General features: G+C 67.5%; 6 protein-coding genes. 1 reads left to right on the forward strand and 5 read right to left on the reverse strand.

Annotated elements, in window-relative coordinates:
- The 5 genes from G3N97_RS34975 to G3N97_RS34995 all read right to left on the reverse strand — a co-directional run.
- A partial coding sequence (locus G3N97_RS34975; protein WP_241031026.1) for a DUF3300 domain-containing protein occupies positions 1–1209 on the reverse strand: 1209 nt, incomplete at its 3' end.
- 392 nt (positions 1210–1601) lie between these two features.
- Entirely contained in the window at positions 1602–2960 is a 1359-nt protein-coding gene (locus G3N97_RS34980; protein WP_205997413.1) for a TAXI family TRAP transporter solute-binding subunit, read from the reverse strand.
- A 161-nt stretch (positions 2961–3121) separates the two neighbouring features.
- Positions 3122–3553, reverse strand: a complete 432-nt coding sequence (locus tag G3N97_RS34985; protein WP_065064334.1) for a MarR family winged helix-turn-helix transcriptional regulator — start codon at positions 3551–3553, stop codon at positions 3122–3124.
- A 120-nt stretch (positions 3554–3673) separates the two neighbouring features.
- Positions 3674–4906: a thiolase family protein gene (locus G3N97_RS34990; RefSeq protein ID WP_205997414.1), complete on the reverse strand. Its 1233-nt coding sequence runs from the start codon at positions 4904–4906 to the stop codon at positions 3674–3676.
- A gap of 218 nt (positions 4907–5124) precedes the next feature.
- The gene (locus tag G3N97_RS34995; protein ID WP_205997415.1) at positions 5125–5661 is read right to left on the reverse strand and encodes a carboxymuconolactone decarboxylase family protein; all 537 of its coding nucleotides are present in this window, start codon (positions 5659–5661) and stop codon (positions 5125–5127) included.
- Positions 5662–5861: 200 nt separating this feature from the next.
- Between G3N97_RS34995 and G3N97_RS35000 the strand changes: the two genes are divergently transcribed.
- Positions 5862–6735, forward strand: an 874-nt coding sequence (locus tag G3N97_RS35000) for an AraC family transcriptional regulator (RefSeq protein ID WP_205997416.1), incomplete at its 3' end; no start/stop codon positions are given.

Consider the following 6735-nt stretch of genomic DNA (forward strand, 5'->3'; position numbering starts at 1 on the left):
GCCCGCCTGAGCGCCGCCGAAGCCTCCGCCGCCGCGATTCTGCAACGCCTGGCGGCTTTGCTGACCGCGCTGCGAATCAGCGCGCGCCGCACCGCCGTCGCCCGCGCCGCGCAACGCGTTGTCGCGATTCGCGTTCTGGGCGCGATTGCCGATCTCGTTCTGACGATTCGCGTTCTGCGCACGATTCGCAGCGTTGTTCTGCGTGCCGCCCTGCCCGCCGATACGTCCACCTTGCGCGCCCTCGCCGCGATTGTTCAGCGCATTGCCACCCCCGTTCGGTCGGTTCGCGCCGTTCACACCGTTCGCGCCGGGCCGGTTGCCGCCCTGCTGGATGTCGTGCAAACGCTCGCTCGCATTGCCGCCCATGTTCTGCCCGGTGCGGTTCTGCAAGGTCTGCATGGCCTGCGAACGCGACTGGTCGTAGCCGCGGAAGTTATTGCGCTGGCCATTCATATTCGCGCTGTTGAAGTTCTGGTTGCGGCGCTCGACGTTGGTGTTGCGATTCCAGTTCGCCGTGCCGTTGGTCGTGTTGATGCGGTTATTGACGTTGATGTTGTTGTATCGATTGACGTTGATATTCACGTCGTGCGTGCCCCAGCCGAAGCCGCCCCACAACGAATTCGCCACCGCGACGCCCGCGCCGAACGCGAGCCCGCTCACGAAGCCGGTCGCGAGCGCGTATCCCGGAGGCGGCGGCATGTAGACGGGCGGGTAAGCCGGATACGGCCACGCGCCATACACCACCGTCGGGTTATAGGTCGGCACGTAAACCACCTGCGGATTCGCCGGCTCGATGATGATCGTCTGCGTGGTGCTGCTCGGCGCCTGCTGCACGACCACCTTCTGCTGCTCGTTCGATTTGAGGTTGCCCGCCTTCTGCGCCTGCGCGCGCAGACGCTGCACCGAATCCATCACGTCGTTGGGCTGCGCGAGAAACGCATTGCCGATCTGCGCGACCCAGTCGGGCTTCGACTCCATCGTCGCCAGCACCTGCGGAAACGCCACCAGCGACTGCACGCTCGGGCCCCACGGCTGCGAGGCCACGGCTTTCACCGCGTCGTCGCCCTGCAGTTTCGGATTGGCCTTCGACCACGCGGCCGCCGCGTGCACGTCCTGCGGAAACGTGGCGGCCATCAGCACCTGCGCGAGCAGCGCATCCGGATAGAGCGCGATGGGCGCCGTGAGCGAATCGAGTTGCTGGTTCGACAGATGCGCGGCGTTTTGCGCGAGCGCGGAACGCGGCCCGGCCGGGCCGACGAAGAGCGGTGCGGCCGCGAGCGCGGCACACAGGAGCCAGGCAGCGCGCTGGCGTACACCGGACGAGTTCACGTGACGGTCCTCCTGATTGCTGATGGGCGCGATGGTGTGTGTGTTCTGATGCGCTCTGCAAACTGCGACGCGCGCGACGAACGCGACGTACTGCTATATAGCGCACTTGTGCATGTCCCTGCGCGCAAAACGTACCGGCCAAAATACGAGCCGCGCAGCCACGGTGTCAACCGCGCGCAGACGAAAGCACAGCGTTTCAGGAGACGCATCAATGAAGCGCGCGAATGCACGGAACGCAACAATGCGCGGGACATCGAAGCCGCGTTGGCGGATCAGTGCTCCGCGTTCGCCGTGCGGCGTTCGGTGGGCGCGAGATGCACGCGCACGAAGCCGATGTGCTCGCGCAGCACGTAGAACGCATCGGCATACGCGAGCGGCATGCGCAGCGTGTTGAGCGAACGTTCGATTTCATCGAGTTCGTCGACGAGCGCCTGGCGTTCCTCTTCGTTGGTGTGCTTGAGCGCGTCGCGCTCGATGGCGATCAGCGCGCCGTAATAGCGATAGATGCGCGAACGCACGCGCCAGCGGTACAGCGCGGGAATCGCGCGCAGCGCCGGAAACACCAGCACCGCGAGCGGCAGCAGCAGCACGACCAGCCGATCGGTCACGCTCGCGAGCCAGAACGGCAGGTTGCGATAGAGAAAGCTCTTGCCCGACCTGTAGTAGCGCGTGGCGTCCTCGCTGATGCGGAAATCGTGCGCCACCGGACTCGGAAACTGGCCCGCGCGCTGCAGCAGTCCCGGCACGCCGTTCACTTCGCTCGCCGCTTCGATCAGCAGATCGGAGATGGCCGGATGCAGCGTGTCGCGCGCGACTATCTCCACCGTCGGCCCGATCAGATGCACGGTCTGCGGCGGCACGCGGCGGCGCAGATCGAGCACGCCGGGCGGCAGATCGACGTCCTCCAGATATGGAAAGAGCCGCGTATACGCCGCCGATTCCTCGAAGCTCATCACCGAAATGCCGGGAATGTTCAGCAGGCGCAGCATCAGCGTGCGCGTGGTGGAGTCGCCGCTCAGCATGGCGGCGTCGACGCGGTTCGAGACCAGCGCCGTGGCCGCCTCCATGCCGTCGAGCGGCAGGAAGGTGGCGTCGCCGCCGGGGTCCATGCCGTTCGCATCGAGCAGCCTGAGCGAGAGTTCGCGCGTGCCGCTCCCCACGCGGCCGATGGCGATGCGCTTGCCGTCGAGATCGGAAAGCTGCGTGAGTCCGGAGCCGCGATAGAACACCACGATGGGCAGATACGCCACGCTGCCGAGCGACATCAGCGAACGCGTGTCCTGGCCGTCGGCCACGCCGCCCTGCACGAACGCGAGATCGACTTTCGATTTGGGATCGAGCAGACGCTGGAGATTCTGCACCGAGCCATCCGACTCGAGAATCTTCAGCTTCACGCCGTTGCGCGCGAGAATCGTGCGATACGCCTCGGCCATCTGCATGAACGAGCTGTCGCGCGGACCGGCACTGATGGTGATCGCGCGCGGCGGCGCCGGGTCGACGAGCCACACGACCAGGCCGATCACGACGATGCAGAACAGCGCGACCGGCAGCGTGGAGAGCGCGATATCGCGCCACGCGGGATGCGACGGGTCGCGCATGAAATGCGGCAAAGGTGGACGGTGGCGTCTCATGAGAACCCGGCGGCGATGCGTCGAACTCTGGGAGCCCCATCATGCCATTTTCGCGCCGGATCGGGACGCTGGGGGACGTCGGTATTTGCGCGGATGGCTCGCGCTGAAAGCTACGTAAGCGCGCGCAGCTGCCTCGCCCGCGTGCGCCTACGCGCGACGCATCACGCCGCCGCTTTGGTCAGCGCGAACAGTTCGGCGCGCAGCGCCTTCGCGCGGTCGCGCTTCATATGCTTTTCGAATTCCGCCTGGGCGTCCTGCCAGAGCGCGTGCGCCTTGTCGTAGCGGCGCAGGCCGCTCGCGGAGAGCCGGTAGACCAGCGTGCGCGTATCGTGCTCGGCGGCGGCCGTGAGCACGAGGCCGTCGCGCTGCAGCGGCTTGAGCGCGCGCACGAGCGTGGTGCGGTCCATGACGAGGTCGTCGGAGAGTTCGGCGGCGGTGGCGTCGGGGCGGCCCGCGAGGCGCGAGAGTATCGTGAACTGCGCGGCCGTCACGCCCGCCTGCGCGAGATGGCGCTCATAGAGCTGCGTGACGAAGCGCGCCGCCTGCCGCAGTGCAAAACAGTTGCATTCCTCGCGCGTCACTCGCTTCGTCATCGCCGGTCACCTTCTCGTGCTTCGTTCGCCATCACGTGAACTTCGTGGTTTTCGTGGATCTGGAGCGCGCGCGCCGGTTTCGCCGATCACGTCGATCACGCCGATGCGCGCGCCCGGCCATCATACTTTCTCGAGCGCGAGCGCGATACCCTGGCCGCCGCCGATGCACAGCGTCACGACGCCCCGGCGCACGCCGTCGCGCTGCATCGACCAGGCCAGACGCGTGGTCAGAATCGCGCCCGTCGCGCCGATCGGATGACCATGCGCGATCGCCCCGCCTTCCACGTTGACGATGTCGTCGGGAATGCCCAGTTGCTTGATGACCGCGAGCGGCACCGCCGCGAAGGCCTCGTTGATCTCGAAGCGATCGACGTCGCCGAGCGACCAGCCCGCGCGCCGCAGCGCGAGCTGCACGGCGGGCACGGGCCCGAGGCCGAACAGGCCCGGCTCGACCGCCGCCACGCCCCACGCCACGAGCCGCACCATCGGCGCGAGACCGTGCGCCTCGGCGAAACCGCGCTCGGCGACCAGCATCGCCGACGCCGCGCTGTTCAGTCCCGGCGCGTTGCCCGCCGTGATCGTGCCGTCGGGACGGAACGCGGGCTTGAGCTTCGCGAGCACCTCGAAGGTGGTGTCGGGGCGCGGCGCTTCGTCGGTGTCGAAACGCTCCACGCCCTTCTTGCCCTTCAACTCCACGCCGACGATCTCTTCCCTGAAACGCCCCGCCGCCTGCGCCGCCGCGAAACGCTGCTGCGAACGCGCGGCCCAGCGGTCCTGCTCGTCGCGCGTGAGTTGCGCCTTCGTCACGAGGTCTTCGGTGTGCCAGCCCGAATGCTCGCCCGAAAACGCATCGACGAGACCGTCGCGCAGCATGCTGTCGTGGATCTGCGCGTTGCCCATGCGATAGCCCCAACGTCCGCCGTCGAGCAGATAGGGCGCGCGGTCCATGTTCTCCATGCCGCCCGCGAGCGCGACATCGGCGAGACCGAGCAGCACTTCCTGCGCGGCGCTCGCCACCGCCTGCGCGCCCGAGCCGCACACGCGGTTCACGGTGAGCGCGGGCACCTGCACGGGCACGCCGCCGCCCAGCTCCGCCTGGCGCGCGGGATTCATCTTGTTGCCCGCCTGGATCACGTTGCCGAGCACGACCGATCCCAGCAACGCGGGATCGAGCTTCGCGCGCGCGAGCGTTTCGCGCACCGCGATCGCGCCGAGTTCGGTGGCGGGCACGCCCTTGAGCGCGCCGTTGTACGCGCCGATCGCCGTGCGCACGGGATGGCACAGCACGATCTCGCGCGCGGCGTTCGCGCCCGTATTTGAAGGGGAATTCGGGGTGGAATTCGACAGGCTCATCGTGTTCTCTCCAGAGTCATTCGATGGAACAGCATGGACACTCACAATCGCTGCATGCACCGTTTCATTCTATGTATGCATATGCACACATCCAAGCCGTTTCCTCGAATCGATACTCATGATTCGTGGCACGTTTTATGTCGGCGGCGCATGCAGCGCACGTGGCCTGTCGCCGGGTTCGACGCCCTCGCCTCGCGGCGAAAGGCGCGTGAACCCGCTTACGCGACGGCCGGAAAATCGAGCGTCGTATCGTTGATGCGGTTCACGAGGTTCGTGAACGTGATCGACGCAATCGCCAGCGCAATCTCCACGATCTGGCGCTCGGTGTAGCCCGCGGCGCGAATCGCCTGCACCTCGGCTTCGGCCACCGTGCCGTGCGTTTGCACGAGCAGTCGGACGAAGTGGACGAGCGCGTCGCGCTTCGCGTCGCCGCTGGCGTCGCCCGCGCGGATCTGCTTCATCGTCTCCGGCGCGAGGCCCGCGAACTTGCCCGCCAGCGTGTGCGCGGCGAGACAGTAATCGCAGCCCGCCACTTCGCTCACGGCGAGCTTCACGGCTTCGATATCGAGCTTCGACAGCGCGCCGCCCGCGAGCACGGCTTCCACGCCGAGAATCGACGCGAGCGCTTCCGGGCTGTGCGTGCCGATGGTCGCGTAGGCGTTCGGCACCTTGCCGACGGCCTTGCGGATCTTCGCGAAGACGTCGGCGGCGACGCCGGTAGCTTCTTCGGGCTTGATGGAGGAAAGGCGGGACATGATCGACTCCTGATTCGTTGAATTCGCTGAATTCGTGGACACAGCGCGCCGCGCGGAAGTGCGCCGGCATCGCGTTTCTGCTGCACCGCCATCGTCGATGGCATGACGCCAGTCTAGGCGCGCACGCCGACGCTTTTAATGCCAGAATGGCGCGAATTCATGCTCGATCGTCTCACCGCCCTCCACTTACGCCGCCGATCATGGACATCCTCAGCCGCCTCCTTTCGCTCATGCCTGTCGCGGGCCGACTCGACGTGCGCTGCCACTTCGGCGCGCCGTGGCGTATCGACGAGCCCGGCGCGGGCCCGCGCGAGATCCGCTATCACGTGCTGATCGCGGGCTCGGCCATCGTCGAGGACGCGCACGGCACGCCCACCGCGCTGCATGCGGGCGACATCGTGCTGTTCCCGGCGGGCGGCGCGCACGTGCTGCACGACGGCAGCGGCAAAGCGCCCTCGGCGGTCGAAAAACGCGTGGAAAACGGCCTCGAAGTGGCGACCAACCAGACCGACGCGCATCGCACCGACGTGCTCTGCGGCCGCTTCCTGTTGCCCGCCGTGCCGCAACGGCTGCTACGCGAGAACCTGCCGGGCCGCCTCGTCGTGCATAGCGCGCCCGCGGGCGGCCACGTGCCCGAGCGGCTCGTGCGCCTGATCGCGCTGCTGCGCGACGAGGCGCTCGAAGCGGGGCCGGGCAGCGATTCGCTCATCAACCATCTTTCGGGCGCGCTGTTCGCGCTCACGCTGCGCTACGCGAGCGGCACCGACGCGCCGCCGCGCGGCCTGCTCGCACTGGCCCGGCAGCCGCGCCTGCAACCGGCCATCGACGCCATGTTCGAGACGCCGGGCCGCCCGTGGACGCTGCCCGATCTCGCCGCGCTCTGCCACATGTCGCGCGCGACTTTCGCGCGTCATTTCGACGAAGCGATCGGACGCTCGGCCGCCGACGTGCTCACCGACATCCGCATGACGTTCGCGGGCCGTCTGCTCGCGCAGGGCAATCAGCCGGTGGCGGAGATCGGCGAATTCGTCGGCTATCAATCCGATGCCGCGTTCCAGCGCGGTTTCAAGCGCC

It is taken from the genome of Paraburkholderia sp. Ac-20347 (genome assembly GCF_017104805.1).
Lineage (GTDB): Bacteria > Pseudomonadota > Gammaproteobacteria > Burkholderiales > Burkholderiaceae > Paraburkholderia > Paraburkholderia tropica.

What these genes read in the sequence shown, in the direction of transcription:
- G3N97_RS34980 (WP_205997413.1), bottom strand. Translation starts at nt 2,960, where the DNA reads ATGAGACGCCACCGTCCACCTTTGCCGCATTTCATGCGCGACCCGTCG.
- G3N97_RS34985 (WP_065064334.1), bottom strand. Translation starts at nt 3,553, where the DNA reads ATGACGAAGCGAGTGACGCGCGAGGAATGCAACTGTTTTGCACTGCGG.
- G3N97_RS34990 (WP_205997414.1), bottom strand. Translation starts at nt 4,906, where the DNA reads ATGAGCCTGTCGAATTCCACCCCGAATTCCCCTTCAAATACGGGCGCG.
- G3N97_RS34995 (WP_205997415.1), bottom strand. Translation starts at nt 5,661, where the DNA reads ATGTCCCGCCTTTCCTCCATCAAGCCCGAAGAAGCTACCGGCGTCGCC.